The sequence below is a fragment of the Salipiger sp. ABF4_146 genome (assembly GCF_056161345.1).
Genome location: NZ_JBSWYX010000005.1, coordinates 165,419 through 179,147, shown reverse-complemented (window position 1 = coordinate 179,147; position 13,729 = coordinate 165,419). Strand labels below are relative to the sequence as shown.

The window sequence follows — 13,729 nt, the reverse complement described above, 5'->3', positions numbered from 1 at the left end:
GATCGCGTCCCGGCGCGCCTGCCAAACGAGCACTCGCGGCCCCGCTTGAGACCTTTCCCGCTCTTGGCCGCCCTTACCGGTTCACCACGCCTGCAACTCCCTCTCCCAAGCCCTCTTTTCTTCCGGCCCGGACCGGGGCAGGCTGCGCGCGAAAGGAGATCGCGCATGATGCAGACGATGATCGGAGTGATCGGCGGCTCGGGGGTGTATGACCTCGACGCGTTGCAAGACCGCGCGTGGGTCACCGTCGAGACGCCTTGGGGCGCGCCGTCGGATCGGGTGCTCACTGGCACTCTGGACGGCGTGAAGATGGCCTTTCTGCCCCGGCACGGGCGCGGCCACCGGCTGGCTCCCTCCACCGTGCCCTACCGCGCCAACATCGATGCGCTGAAGCGGCTGGGGGTCACCGATGTGATCTCGGTCTCCGCTTGCGGGTCATTCCGCGAAGAGATGGCGCCGGGCGATTTCGTCATCATCGACCAGTTCATCGACCGCACCTTCGCGCGCGAGAAGAGCTTCTTTGGAAGCGGCTGTGTGGCGCATGTGTCGCTGGCCCATCCGACCTGCGCGCGGCTCGGCGCCCATGCGCTCGCCGCGGCCATCGACGCGGGGATCACCGTGCACGACGGTGGCACCTATCTGGCGATGGAAGGCCCGCAGTTCTCGACGCTGGCGGAATCGCGCATGTACCGCGAACACTGGGGTGCCGACGTCATCGGCATGACCAATATGCCCGAGGCAAAGCTCGCCCGCGAGGCCGAGCTTTGCTACGCCTCCGTGGCGATGGTCACCGATTATGATTGCTGGCACGAAGAGCATGGCGCGGTGGAAGTCTCCGACATCGTCAAGGTTCTGCACGGCAACGCCGAGAAGGCGCGCGCGCTGGTCTCGCGCCTGCCCGCGCTGCTCGGGGCGACCCGAGCGCCCTGCCCGCATGGCTGCGACCGGGCGCTCGAACATGCGCTGATCACCGCGCCCGCCGCGCGCGACCCGCAGGTGCTGGCCAAGCTCGACGCGGTCGCCGGGAGAGTGCTGTGAGCCTCGATCTGTGGCTGACCTTCGTCGCGGCCTCCACCGCGCTGCTGCTCATCCCCGGCCCGACGGTGCTGCTGGTGCTGAGCTACGCGCTGTCGAAGGGCCGCTCGGTGGCGCTGGCCTCGGCGGCGGGCGTGGCGTTGGGAGACTTTACCGCCATGTCGCTGTCGCTGGTGGGACTGGGCGCATTGGTGCTGGCCTCGGCCACGCTGTTCACCGCGCTCAAATGGGTGGGCGCGCTGTACCTCATATGGCTCGGGGTGAAACTGCTGCGTTCGGCGCCGGGCACCGGGCTCACCCTGCCACGGACCAAGATCACTGCCCGTGGCGTTTTCCGCCACACCGCCGCGGTGACCGCGCTCAACCCCAAAAGCATCGCTTTTTTCATCGCCTTCGTGCCGCAGTTCGTCGACCCCGCCGCAGCGCTGCTGCCGCAGTTCGCGCTGCTGATCGGCACCTTTGTCACGCTTGCCGCGCTGAACGTGCTGGCCTATGCCCTCGCCGCGGACCGGCTGCGCCGGATGATCGACCGCCCCGCCGTGCTTGCATGGATCACCCGCGCCGGGGGCGCGGCGCTGATCGCCATGGGAGTGCTCACCGCAACGCTGCGCCGCGCCGCCTGAGCGCCCCGGCCCGACAGGACTCCACCGACCGATGAAACCACCCAAGAGCATCGCCGACTATATCCGCACCATCCCCGACTACCCGCATGAGGGCATCATGTTCCGCGACGTGACGCCGCTCTGCGCTGATCCGCAGGGGTTTCGTTTGGCGGTGGACCAGCTCGCGCTGCCGTTTACCGGCCAGAAATACGACAAGGTTCTAGGTCCCGAGGCGCGCGGCTTCCTGCTTGGCGGCGCGGTGGCGCACCAGCTCTCGGTCGGCTTCGCAGCGCTGCGCAAGGCGGGCAAGTTGCCGCCTCCCGTGATCGCACAGAGCTATGCGCTGGAATACGGCGAGGCGACGGTGGAGCTTTCCGAGCACGCGATCACGCCGGGCGAGCAGGTGCTTTTGGTGGATGATCTGATTGCCTCCGGCGGCACGGCCGAGGCGGCGGTGTCGCTGGTCGAGCGGCTTGGCGGCAATGTCACCGCCGCCGCCTTCATCGTCGATCTTCCCGACCTTGGCGGCCGCAAGCGGCTCGAGGCGATGGGCGTGACGGTGCACACGCTCTGCGCCTACGAAGGTCTCTGACCCGTCGCTGCACGCGTCCGGGGCCTTCTTCTCTTTCGAAATACGCCGGGGGTGAGCCGCGCAGCGGCGAGGGGGCAGCGCCCCCTCCCCTACGTGATCACGCCGCGTTGGAGTTCGCGGCCTTGCGCGGCGCATCCGAATTGCGATCGATGAAATCGAGCACCAGCGGGCGGATGTTGTTGCGCCAGCTGCGCCCGGCAAAGATGCCGTAGTGGCCCGCCCCCGCCTCGAGGTGCTGGCCCTTCTTCTCATCCGGCAGACCGGTGCACAGATCGAGCGCCGCAACGCATTGGCCCGGCGCCGAGATGTCATCGTTGGAGCCTTCGACGGTCATCACCGCCACGTCGGTGATCTTGCCCATGTCGACCTTATGGCCGTCTACGATGAAATTGTTCGACGCGATCTCGCCGTTCTTGAAGATGCGCTCGACGGTCGAGAGATAGAACTCGGCGGTCATGTCCATCACCGCCAGATACTCGTCGTAGAAGCGGTTGTGCGCGTCGTGGTCGGAAGCCTCGCCCCGGCTGACCTTCATGATCTGCTCGGTGAAGGCCTTGGAGTGGCGCTCGGCGTTCATCGACATGAAGGACGCCAGCTGCAGCAGCCCCGGATAGACCATCCGCCCGACGCCCGCGTATTTGTAGCCGACGCGCTGGATCATCGTCTCTTCGAGCTGGCCCATGGTGACCCGGTGGCCGAAATCCGTCACGTCGGTCGGGGTGGCGTTGGGATCGATCGGCCCGCCGATCAGCGTCAGCGTGCGCGGCTGCGCGGCAGGCTCGAGCTCGGCCAGATAGGCCGTGGCCGCCAGCGTCAGCGGTGCCGGCTGGCAGACCGCAATGACGTTGGTCTCGGGGCCCAGCTCGCGCATGAACTCCATCAGATAGAGCGTGTAGTCCTCGATATCGAACTTGCCCTCGCTGACCGGAATGTCGCGCGCGTTGTGCCAGTCGGTGACGTAGAGCTCGCAATCGGGCAGCAGCGAAACGGCGGTCGAGCGCAGCAGCGTCGCATAGTGGCCAGACATCGGCGCCACAAGCAGCACTTTGCGCTCTTTGGTCGGCCGGCCCTGCACTTCGAAATGCACCAGATTACCGAACGCGCGTTCGACCACCGTGCGCGGCTCGACCACGTGGTCGCGGCCGTCGGCGCAGGTCACCGTGCGAATGCCCCAGTCGGGTTTGACCACCATCCGCTCAAAGGTGCGCTCGGTCACTTCCCCCCAGGCCGCCATCCACCCGATCATCGGGTTCGGCAAGGCGGCGAACGCGGGGTAGGACGCCATCGTCCGTGCCGTCGCCCCGAGCCACTGGTTGGTGTTCCGGAAGGTCTCCATCAGATCGTAAGTCGCCATTTGACGCATAGTGCGTGTCTCCTGATGTGCGGTTCTGCCCGGCGCCCGGTCCCTGCGTGCCTCCCGTCACGCAGTTTCCGCTGATCCGATCTCGGATCAATTCGCCGCTTTGCCCCTCGCCGTACCGCCGTTATTCTGCAACAGGCCGAAAGTAGGGGGGATTCGACCTTATGACAACTACTCCGGGCACGGACATCACGTCAGACCGCGCACGACTCGAAGCCAATATTGAGAAGATCGAAGCCCTTTCTCAACGACTTCTGGAAGCAATTTCGCGACGTAAGCCGATCAATCCTGCGTTAAACGCGCCTGATCCGCTGCTCTATGGCAAGGCCGCACAGGCCTATTGGCAAGAGTGGATGCAGAACCCCGCGAAGGTTTTCGAGCAGCAGGTGGCCTACTGGGGCAAGGCCCTGTCACACTACCTCGAAGCGCACACAGCGCTGGCCGGCGGCCAGCTTACGCCACCCGAGGACACCGGGCCGAAGGACAAGCGGTTCTCGAATCCGCTGTGGGACAGCCACCCATATTTCAACTTCATCAAACAGCAGTATCTGATCAGCGCCGAAGCGATCCACCGCTCTGTAGATGAGATCGAGGATCTGGACCTCAAGGAAAAGCGGCGGTTGCGCTACTTCGCTCGGCAGATCGTCGACATGATGGCGCCAACCAACTTCTTCGCCACCAACCCCGACGCGCTGCAGAAGGCGCTGGAGACCGAGGGCGAAAGCCTTGTGCAGGGGATGGAGAACCTCGTCGCCGACCTCGAGGCGAACAACGGCGAGCTGGTGGTGCGCCTTGCGGATGAGAACGCCTTCAAACTGGGCGAGAACATCGCCACCGCCGAGGGCGAAGTGGTCTATCGCAACCGCATGATGGAGCTCATCCAGTACAAGCCCACCACCGAGAAGGTGCGCGAGACACCGATCGTGCTGTTCCCGCCGTGGATCAACAAATACTACATCCTCGACCTCAAACCGAAGAACAGCCTGATCCGCTACATCGTCGATCAGGGTTACACGCTCTACGTGGTCAGCTGGGTCAACGCCGATGAAAGCTACAGCGACATCGGCCTCGAGGATTACATCGAGGACGGCTATCTGACCGCGATCAACCTCGTGCGCGAGATGTGCGGCGTCGAGCAGGTCAACGCCGTGGGATATTGCATCGCCGGGACCACGCTGGCGCTGACCCTGTCGCTGCTCAAACAACGCGGTGAGAAGCCGGTGAAGTCCGCAACCTTCTTTACCACGCTCACCGATTTTTCCGATCAGGGCGAGTTCACCCCGTTCCTGCAGGATGATTTCGTCGACGGGATCGAGGCCGAGATCAACGCCAGCGGCATCTTGAAAAGCTTTATCATGTCGCGCACCTTCTCGTTCCTGCGCTCGACGGATCTCATCTACACGCCAGCCATCCGCAGCTACATGATGGGTGAGACGCCGCCGGCCTTCGATCTGCTCTACTGGAACGGTGACGGCGCGAACCTGCCGGGCAAGATGACCATCCAGTACCTGCGCGGCCTGTGTCAGCAGAACCTTTTCTCGAGGGGCGAGTTCGAGATGCTGGGCCATACGCTCGACATCAAGGACGTCGACGTGCCGCTGATGTCGATCGCCGCCGAGGGTGACCACATCGCCGCGTGGAAGGATTGCTATCGCGGCGTGCAGAAGATGGGCTCGCGCTCGAAAAGTTTCGTGCTGTCGCAGTCGGGCCATATCGCCGGCATCGTCAATCCGCCGGACAAGCAGAAGTACGGCCACTACCTGAACGCCGACCTGAAGCTCTCTGCCGAGGACTGGCAGGCCAGCGCCGACTTCCACCCCAAGGAGTCTTGGTGGCCGGTCTGGGAGGCGTGGCTGCGCAAGAGATCGGGGAAAATGGTGCCAGCGCGGACACCCGGCGATTCGTCCCACGCGCCGATTTGTCCGGCTCCGGGCACCTATGTCCGGGTGAAGGCTGCTTAACGAAGCGTCAAAACAGACACTTGCATGTTTTTTCTGCAGCGCGGCAAAAAATCTTGAAATGCTGCGCTGCAGCATTCATATTGTTTGCAGCCGATAGTTAAGCGCGGGGTGGGCCCGCTAGGCTGAATACGGGAATTGAAAGAATGGCTAAGACTCAAGACTTCACCGCCATGATGAAGGACATGATGGGCGCGTTCCCCGTGGACACCAAAGCCATGGACGAAGCGTTCAAAACCTCTGCCACGCTGAACGAGAAGCTCTCGGGAGTTGCTCTCGAAGCGGCAGAGAAATCCACCGAGATCTCCGCCAAGTGGACCAAGGACACTCTGGCGAAGCTGACCGACATGTCGAAGGTCAAGAAAGAGCCGGCCGACTACGCCAAGGCGATGACCGACTTCGCCTCCGCACAGGCCGAAGTTGCCGCCGAAAACATGGCCGCCTTCGCCGAGATCGCGAAGAAGGTGCAGATGGACACGGTCGAGCTGATGATGGCTGCTGGTAAGGACTTCACCGAAGATGCTTCCGCCGCGGTCAAGAAAGCCACCGACGACATGACCGCTGCCACCAAGAAGGCAAGCACCACGGCGACCGCCGGAGCCAAGTAAGTCGGTTTTCGCCCCCTCTCCTTCCGGGGGCGACCGGCGATTGCGCCACTCCTCTCCTCCCAAGTATTTTTTGGCGCAATGCGTAGGGCGGGCCTTCCCAGGGCCCGCCCTTTTTCGTGCCTTCGGCGACCTTCCGTGCCGCCGGCGGCCGATCAGATGCCGAACACCGGCCCCGCCAGCAGACGCATGGCAAGGAACACCGCGCCGACGCTGAGGATGTTGATAGTGATCCCCGCGCGCACCATGTCGCCCAGCGTCATCCGCTCGTAAGAGAAGACGATCGCGTTGGGCGGCGTCGCCACCGGCATCATGAACGCCATCGAGGCTCCCAGCGCCACCGGCACCATCAGCCACTGCGGCTCGACCCCAAGGCCAAGCGCCACCGCGCCGAGGATCGGCAGGAAGGTGGCGGTCGAGGCGGTGTTCGAAGTGATCTCGGTCAGGAAGATGATCGCCACCGCAACCACGAGGATCAGCAGCCACAGATCAATCCCCTGCAGCGCCGCCACACGTCCGCCGATCCATTCTGCCAGACCCGTCGCATCGAAGGCGCCGGCCAGCGCGAGCCCGCCACCGAACAGCATCAGCACCCCCCATGGCAGCGTGCGCGCCACGTTCCAGTCGATGACGAAGCCGTCCTTGCGGCTCACCGGGATGGCGAACAGCAGCAGCGCCGCGGCCATCGCGATGCCGGAATCGTTGATCGGCAGGTTCAGCGCGCCGCGGAACACCCATGCCAGCGCCGCCAGCCCGAAGACCGCCGCAACGATCATCTCGCCGCGCTCCATGCGACCCAACGCCGTGTATTCCTCGTCAATCACCGAGCGCACGTCGCCCAGTTCAAGATCCTTCATCGGGAACACCAGACGGGTCAGCACGAAGAAGGTCAGCGGCAGCATCACCAGCACCACCGGCACACCGATCATCATCCACTGCAAGAAACCGATCTCAACGCCAAAGCTGTCACCCATCAACCCCGCCAGAAGCGCGTTGGGCGGCGTGCCGATCAGCGTGCCGACGCCGCCGATAGAGGCCGCGTAAGCCACCGCCAGCATCAGGCCGACGCCGAAGTTATGCACCAGTTTCTTGTCCTCGACACGGCTGTCGATGAACTCGATCACCGAGACGCCCACCGCGTACATCATCACCGCCGTGGCGGTGTTGGAAATCCACATCGACAGAAAAGCCGTGGCCAGCATAAAGCCCAGCACGATGCGTTGCGGGGTGCTGCCAATCAGCCGCACGATGAACAGCGCGATGCGCCGGTGCAGCCCCCAGCGCTGCATGCCCCCCGCAAGGATGAACCCGCCGAGGAAGAGGAAGATCAGGTGGTTGCCATAGCGCGCAGTCACCGCGCCGATCGGCTGGATGTCCATGAGCGGCAGCATGACAATCGGCAGCAGCGCAGTGGCGGGCAGCGGCACCGCCTCGCTCAGCCACCAGATCACCATCCACAGCGTCAGCGCCACGAGGTGCCACGCCGCCAGCGGCATCTCGGGCGGCGCTGGCAGCAGATAGATCAGCAAAGCCGCCAGCGGCCCCGCGATCAGTGCCAGAAGCCGGAGCATAGAGATCTCTTCGATGGTGCCGTCCTGCGGCGGGTGGTTGGGGTTGGTCTGTGCCTGCAACTCGCGTTCGCTGGGATCTGTCCGCATTCTCGGCTCCGCCATGAGGGTATGGTCGCGTGGTATGGTAGTTGCAAAGGCTGCATCAGTTTTCGCGGCGAATGACAAGCGCGCAGGCCGTCAAAACCGCGCGAGGCTTGGCAAATTCGCGGGTTATGCGGCAAAGCGCTCGCAATGCAGAGCGGAAAACGCAAAAGGCGCGGCCCCTTAGGACCGCGCCTTACGACCGACCCAGCGGGCGGTATCAGTTCACGATGGTCGCCTCCGTGGCGGCGCGCAGCTCGTCCTCTGTCACGCCCTCGGCGGTCTCGACGATCATCAGACCACCCTCCACCACGTCCAGCACACCGAGGTTGGTGATGATCCGGTCGACCACACCCTTACCGGTCAGCGGCAGAGTGCATTCCTTCAGCAGCTTGCTGTCGCCGTGCTTGTTGGTGTGATCCATGACGACGATGACGCGGCCGACGCCCGCCACCAGATCCATCGCACCGCCCATGCCCTTGACCAGCTTGCCCGGGATCATCCAGTTCGCCAGATCGCCGTTCTCGGCCACTTCCATGGCCCCGAGGATCGCTGCCGCGATCTTGCCGCCGCGGATCATCGCAAACGACATGGAACTGTCGAAATAGGAGGTCTTGGGCAGCTCGGTGATCGTCTGCTTGCCGGCGTTGATGAGATCGGGGTCCTCTTCCCCCTCATAAGGGAAGGGCCCCATGCCCAGCATGCCGTTCTCGGACTGCAGCGTGATCTCCTTGTCGCCGACGTAGTTGGCCACAAGCGTCGGGATGCCGATCCCGAGGTTCACATACATGCCGTCTTCGAGTTCTTCGGCCGCGCGCGCGGCCATCTGGTTGCGGTCCCAGCCCTTGCTTTCCCCGGCCATTACACGTCCTCCCGGCTGCGCGTGGTGACTTTCTCGATCCGCTTCTCGTGCGCGCCCTGGATGATGCGATGCACGAAGATGCCCGGCAGGTGGATGTGATCCGGGTCAAGCTCACCCGGCTGCACGATCTCCTCCACTTCCATGACGCAGACCTTGCCGCACATGGCCGCCGGCGGGTTGAAGTTGCGCGCGGTCTTGCGGAACACGCAGTTGCCCGAAGTGTCGGCCTTCCACGCCTTGACGATCGAAAGATCAGCAAAGATGCCCTCTTCAAGCACGTATTCCTCGCCGCCAAAGAGCTTGGTCTCCTTGCCCTCGGCCACCACGGTGCCGACGCCGGTCTTGGTGTAGAAGCCGGGGATGCCGGCGCCGGCGGCGCGCATGCGCTCGGCCAACGTGCCCTGCGGGTTGAACTCAAGCTCAAGCTCGCCCGACAGATACTGGCGCATGAACTCGGCGTTCTCGCCGACGTAAGAGCTCATCATCTTCTTGATCTGCTTGGTGTCGAGCAGCTTGCCGAGGCCAAAGCCGTCGACGCCGCAGTTGTTCGACGCGATGGTCAGGTCCTTGACGCCGTCCTCGACCATGGCATCGATCAGCAGCTCGGGGATGCCGCACAGGCCAAAGCCGCCCGCCGCGATGGTCATCCCGTCAAACAGCAGCCCGTCCAGCGCCTCGGCGGCGGAGCCGTATACTTTCTTCATTCCGTCCTCCCGAAAGAAAGAGTCTGCCAGACTTGTCACCCGCGAAACATCCAGAGTCAACGAAGCCCCCCGCCCCGGACAGCGCCTTCGCGCCAAGTCACCCTCGCACGCGCAGCAAAAAGGCGCCGCATCGCAGCATAAGACCCTTCGTCTAGACAAAAATATCCCCGCCGGAGGCGCACGAGCGCAGTGCCCGGAGAAAGATCGGCCCGCGTCACAAGCGACGCGGGCCGATCTGTTTCAACATTTCGCGAGGCGCTCAGTCGTCGTCTGAGGACTTGGCGCTCTTGGCCGGAGCCTTTTTCGCTGTCGACTTCTTCGCGGGCGCCTTCTTCGCGGTGGTCTTCTTGGCCGTGGTCTTCTTGGCGGCCGTCTTCTTTGGCGCTGCCTTCTTCTTTGTGCCCTTCTTGGCCGCCTTTTCGGCAATCAGCTCAAGCGCCTGCTCCATGGTCACGCTGTCAGGCTCGGTGTCCTTCGGCAGCGTCGCATTGACCTTTTCCCATTTCACATACGGCCCGTAGCGCCCGTCGAAGATGGCGATCTTGCCGCCGTCCGGGTGTTCGCCGAGTTCCTTCAGCGCCTTGGCCGCGGCACGCCCGCGCCCGCCGGGGTTCGCGCGCTTCTCGGCCAGCATCTCGACGGCGCGGTTCATCCCGATCTCGAAGACGTCCGCCGGATCCTTGAGGTTGACGTAGGTCGGCTTCGCGTCGTCGGGCAGCTGGTGCATGATGTAGGGGCCGAACCGCCCGAAGTTGGATTTGACCGTGCCGCCCTCGGGGTGTTCACCCACCTCGCGCGGCAGCGACAGCAAGACAAGCGCCTTCTCCAGCGTCATCTCGTCCTTCGACCAGCCGCGCGGCAGCGAGGCGCGCGGCGGCTTCTTGTTCTCCGGCGTCGGCTCGCCGCGCTGCACGTAGGGGCCGAAGCGCCCGGCCTTGAGCCAGATCTCGTCGCCCTGATCCTCGCCCAGCAGGCGCTCTTCGCCATCAGCCCCCTCGCCCGCGATCGGGCGGGTGTAGGTGCATTCGGGGTAGTTGCCGCAGCCAACAAAGCCGCCGGTGCGCGAGGTCTTCAGGTGCAGCTGCCCGGTGCCGCATTTGGGGCAGATGCGCGGATCGGTGCCATCCTCGCGCGGCGGGTACAGCTGCGGTGCCAGCGCCTCGTCGAGCACATCGAGCACCTCGGAGATGCGCAACTCGGACGTCTCGGCGATCGCCGCAGAGAAATCGCGCCAGAATTTGCCGAGCAGCGACTTCCAATCCATGTCGCCCGCCGACACTTCGTCGAGCTCGTTCTCCAGCTCGGCGGTGAACTCATAGCCCACGTATTTGCGGAAGAAGTTGAGCAGGAAGATCGTGACGATCCGGCCCTTATCCTCGGGGATCAGGCGGTTCTGCTCTTTCTTGACGTACTCGCGATCCTGAATGGTGGTGATCACCGACGCATAGGTCGACGGGCGCCCGATGCCCAGCTCTTCCATCCGCTTGACCAGCGTCGCCTCGGTGTAGCGCGGCGGCGGCTGGGTGAAGCTCTGCGTGCCAAGTACGGCGCTGTTGTCGGACAGCAGCGCCGACGGACCCGAGGCACTGCCCGGGCGGTCCGCTGCGCGCTCGGCCGCCTTGTCGTACTGCGCTTTCAGCCCCGCCTTGGCAAAGGCCGCCGGCTCGCCCTGCATGATCTGCGGCAGGCGCTTGTCGTCGTCATCGGCAACATCGTCGCGGCCCTCTTCGTAGACTTTCAGAAAGCCGTCGAAGGTGATCACCTGACCGGTTGCCCGCAGACCGACCTGCTGGTCGTCAGAACCGATCTCGACCGTGGTGCGCTCGAGCTTCGCCGCTTCCATCTGGCACGCCAGCGTGCGCTTCCAGATCAGGTCGTAGAGCTTGCGCTGATCGTCCTCGCGAAGCTTCAGGTCCGAGGCATCCTTGGTCATGTCGGTGGGACGGATACACTCGTGCGCTTCCTGCGCGTTCTTCGCCTTGTTCTTGTAGATGCGCGGGCTGCCCGGCACGTAGTCCTTGCCGAAACGGCCCTCGATCGCCTCGCGGCAGGCAGTGACCGCCTCGGGGGCCATATCGATGCCGTCGGTCCGCATGTAAGTGATGTGGCCCGCCTCATAGAGCCGCTGCGCCGCGTTCATGCAGGCCCGCGCGCCCATGCCGAACTTGCGACTGGCCTCCTGCTGCAGCGTCGAGGTCATGAACGGCGCCGAGGGGTTGCGGGTGGAGGGCTTGGCCTCGACCGAGAGCACCTTCAGCGCCCGGCCAGCCACTGCCTGCACCGCCATCTCGGCCTGTGTGGCGTTTTCCAGATCGTAGCGGTCGAGCTTCTTGCCGGCGAGCGTGGTCAGCCGCGCCTCGAAGTCCTGACCGCGCGGCGTCGAGAGCAGCGCCCGCACCTGCCAATATTCGCGCGGATTGAACGCTTCGATCTCGGTCTCGCGCTCGACGATGAGCCGCAGGCACACAGACTGAACGCGGCCTGCCGACCGGGCGCCCGGAAGCTTGCGCCACAGCACCGGCGACAGGTTAAAACCGACGAGGTAGTCCAGCGCGCGGCGGGCAAGGTACGCTTCGACCAGCGGCGCGTCGATCTCGCGCGGGTTCTGCATCGCCTCTGTGACCGCGGCCTTGGTGATGGCGTTGAAAGTGACCCGGCGGACCTCGGTGTCCTTCTTGATCGAGCGGCGCTTGGTCAGCGCCTCCTTCAGGTGCCACGAAATCGCTTCGCCCTCGCGATCGGGGTCGGTCGCGAGAATGAGAGAATTGTCGCTTTTCAGCGCTTCGGCGATCGCGGAGACGTGCTTGCGCGAGTCGTTGGCGATCTCCCATTTCATCTCAAAATCATGCTCGGTATCCACCGAGCCATCCTTCGGCGGCAGGTCACGGACGTGACCGTAAGAGGCAAGCACCGTGTAGTCGGATCCCAGATACTTGTTGATTGTCTTGGCCTTGGCCGGGGATTCGACGACGACGACGGGCATTAATAAGACCTCATTGCAACGCTGTGCTCAAAACGGCTTGCCTGCCGCTATGGCGGCGCAAGATGTGGGACGCAAGGGGGAAATGTCAATGAGCTGCCCGGCGGCAGCTTCTAGGAAACATGCAATTTGCACTGCTTCGGCGCAGAACCGTAGGTCAGGACCGGCGGCTGAGCAGCCCCCCGGGACGCCGCTCGAGGTGCCCGTCAAGCTCGAGATCGGTGAGCGCCGGGGCGATCTGCCCCACCGCACCGCCAAGATCGCGGATCACCTGATCCTCGGGCACAGGCACCGGCCCGAGGCGGTCGAGGATGCGCTGGTGCAGCGCCCGTGTCTCGGCGCGGCTGTAGCGCTCCGGCGGCGGGGATGGAATGCACGGCCGGGCCTCGGTGGCGGCCTGCCTTGCAGGCTGGTCCTCCGCGACAGGCACCGTCAGCGCCTCGAGCACGTCCTCCGCATGCCGCACCAGCCGCGCGCCGTCGCGCAGCAGAAGGTTGCAGCCCCCTGCCCGCCCGTCGAGCGGATGTCCGGGGACGGCCATCACCTCGCGCCCCTGATCGAGCGCGCAGCGCGCGGTGATCAGCGAGCCCGATTTCACCGCCGCCTCGACCACCACCACCCCGTGCGCCATACCCGAGACGATGCGGTTGCGGGTGGGAAAATGCCGCGCCTGCGGCTGCACGCCCGGCGGCTGCTCTGAGACGAGCACGCCCTGCGCACGGATCGCAGCGGCCAGCCGCGCATTTTCCTGCGGGTAAATCACATCGACGCCACCGGCCATCACCGCGGCGGTCCCGCCATCGAGTGCGCCGCCATGCGCCTCGGCGTCTATGCCCCGGGCCAGCCCCGAGACCACCAGCCAGCCCGCTTCGGCCAGCCCGCGCGCCAGCAGCCGCGCCGTGCGCGCGCCCAGCGACGAGGCGTTGCGCGCCCCCACAAGTGCCACTGCGGGCCGCGCCAAATTCTCGGCTTGCCCAGTCACCCACAGAAACGGCGGCGCATCTTCCAACCCGGCCAGCAGCTGCGGATACTGCGGCGCACCGTGAAAGACCAGTTCCGCCCCCGCCTGCCGCCCAGCGGCAAGTTCGGCAAGTGCAACACCTTCTGGGCAGGTCCGGTAATTCGACACCCCAGCCGCCACAGCCACTTCGGGCAGCGCCGCAAGGCCAGCGGCTGCGGACCCATGCTCGGCCAGCAGGCGCCAGAAGGTCGTCGGCCCGACCCGGCGCGAGCGCAAGAGACGGAGCCAATCCAACCGCTCAGCTTCCGTGGTGGGTGGGAGTGGGGGGTGGTTGGAAGTCTGTGCTTGTCCGGTCATCCTGACCCCGTCGCTTGCGGGAGTCTCTTTAGCAGATCACTGGTTAATCAAGCGTGAAGCG

General features: G+C 64.8%; 11 protein-coding genes. 5 read left to right on the top strand and 6 right to left on the bottom strand.

The window, feature by feature from the left end; all coding sequences use genetic code 11:
- The first annotated feature begins 165 nt into the window (after window positions 1-165).
- Genes ACXAJT_RS09350 through ACXAJT_RS09340 form a run of 3 tightly spaced genes read left to right on the top strand, consistent with a single transcriptional unit; the run spans window position 166 to window position 2,229 of the window.
- Window positions 166-1,038, top strand: coding sequence for an S-methyl-5'-thioadenosine phosphorylase (locus ACXAJT_RS09350; protein WP_475234705.1), 873 nt, complete (start codon window positions 166-168; stop codon window positions 1,036-1,038).
- Entirely contained in the window at window positions 1,035-1,658 is a 624-nt protein-coding gene (locus tag ACXAJT_RS09345; RefSeq protein ID WP_475234704.1) for a LysE family translocator, read from the top strand. The genes ACXAJT_RS09350 and ACXAJT_RS09345 overlap by 4 nt, the downstream gene beginning before the upstream one ends.
- A gap of 31 nt (window positions 1,659-1,689) precedes the next feature.
- Window positions 1,690-2,229 carry an adenine phosphoribosyltransferase gene (locus tag ACXAJT_RS09340; RefSeq protein ID WP_475234703.1) on the top strand — a complete coding sequence of 180 codons (540 nt, stop codon included), beginning with the start codon at window positions 1,690-1,692 and terminating at the stop codon, window positions 2,227-2,229.
- A 97-nt stretch (window positions 2,230-2,326) separates the two neighbouring features.
- On the opposite strand, the gene phaZ is transcribed toward ACXAJT_RS09340, so the two are convergent.
- Window positions 2,327-3,592, bottom strand: a complete 1,266-nt coding sequence (gene phaZ / locus ACXAJT_RS09335) for a polyhydroxyalkanoate depolymerase (RefSeq protein WP_475234702.1) — start codon at window positions 3,590-3,592, stop codon at window positions 2,327-2,329.
- A gap of 161 nt (window positions 3,593-3,753) precedes the next feature.
- Here phaZ and ACXAJT_RS09330 point away from each other — a divergent pair, with 161 nt between their 5' ends.
- Both ACXAJT_RS09330 and ACXAJT_RS09325 read left to right on the top strand, forming a co-directional pair.
- Window positions 3,754-5,550, top strand: coding sequence for a PHA/PHB synthase family protein (locus tag ACXAJT_RS09330; RefSeq protein ID WP_475234701.1), 1,797 nt, complete (start codon window positions 3,754-3,756; stop codon window positions 5,548-5,550).
- Window positions 5,551-5,693: 143 nt separating this feature from the next.
- On the top strand, window positions 5,694-6,155 hold the full coding sequence (locus tag ACXAJT_RS09325; protein WP_475234700.1) for a phasin family protein: 462 nt from the start codon (window positions 5,694-5,696) through the stop codon (window positions 6,153-6,155).
- Window positions 6,156-6,307: 152 nt separating this feature from the next.
- Here ACXAJT_RS09325 and ACXAJT_RS09320 read toward each other — a convergent pair whose 3' ends face one another.
- From ACXAJT_RS09320 to dprA, 5 genes are all read right to left on the bottom strand, one after another.
- Window positions 6,308-7,810 (bottom strand): SLC13 family permease, encoded by a 1,503-nt coding sequence (locus tag ACXAJT_RS09320; RefSeq protein WP_475234699.1) that lies wholly within the window; start codon window positions 7,808-7,810, stop codon window positions 6,308-6,310.
- A gap of 214 nt (window positions 7,811-8,024) precedes the next feature.
- Window positions 8,025-8,666, bottom strand: a complete 642-nt coding sequence (locus ACXAJT_RS09315) for a CoA transferase subunit B (protein ID WP_475234697.1) — start codon at window positions 8,664-8,666, stop codon at window positions 8,025-8,027.
- Window positions 8,666-9,370 (bottom strand): CoA transferase subunit A, encoded by a 705-nt coding sequence (locus ACXAJT_RS09310; protein WP_475234696.1) that lies wholly within the window; start codon window positions 9,368-9,370, stop codon window positions 8,666-8,668. Before ACXAJT_RS09310 ends, ACXAJT_RS09315 begins: the two co-directional genes overlap by 1 nt.
- 259 nt (window positions 9,371-9,629) lie before the next feature.
- Window positions 9,630-12,353, bottom strand: coding sequence for a type I DNA topoisomerase (gene topA, locus ACXAJT_RS09305; protein ID WP_475234695.1), 2,724 nt, complete (start codon window positions 12,351-12,353; stop codon window positions 9,630-9,632).
- A 154-nt stretch (window positions 12,354-12,507) separates the two neighbouring features.
- Window positions 12,508-13,668, bottom strand: a complete 1,161-nt coding sequence (dprA, locus tag ACXAJT_RS09300) for a DNA-processing protein DprA (protein ID WP_475234694.1) — start codon at window positions 13,666-13,668, stop codon at window positions 12,508-12,510.
- Window positions 13,669-13,729: the final 61 nt, after the last annotated feature.